At 54.5% G+C, this 431-nt stretch carries 1 protein-coding gene; it reads right to left on the reverse strand.

The window, feature by feature from the left end; translation table 11 throughout:
* Positions 1-350: cytochrome c3 family protein (locus tag KJB30_RS17850; protein ID WP_246545788.1), on the reverse strand; the 350-nt coding region annotated here is incomplete at its 3' end.
* Between the last annotated feature and the right edge of the window lie 81 nt (positions 351-431).

Below are 431 nucleotides of genomic sequence, written 5' to 3' on the forward strand. Positions count from 1 at the left end.
GTCGTGCCGGTTGCCTTGACCTTGTAGACGATCTCCTTCACATGGTGGCAGCGGGCACAATCCTTGAGCGGGAAAGCCTGGGTGCCATTGTGGCAGGCGCCGCAGGATTTACCCTGCTCCATGTCCGCCATCGTCACGCGGGGGGAACCCTTCATGGCAAAGATGCCGTCATGGCATGCCTTGCAGTTATGATCCACACCCTTAACACCGATATGGGTCTTATGGCTGAAGATCACTTTGCCCGCGTTCTTTGTGTCGTACGTGACATCCTTGATATTCACGGCACCGGCGGACAAATTGAACAGCAGAACTATCACAATCATCGAAACAGCACAACAGCAACCGCGCATGAAAACCTCCTGGGATAACGTTTATAGGGCAGTCTCTGAGTCTCTGAGTCGCTGAAGATGCCTCCTCCGTGACTCCGAGGC

Origin of the sequence: Pelotalea chapellei (assembly GCF_018531195.1) — a bacterium.
GTDB lineage: Bacteria > Desulfobacterota > Desulfuromonadia > Geobacterales > Pseudopelobacteraceae > Pelotalea > Pelotalea chapellei.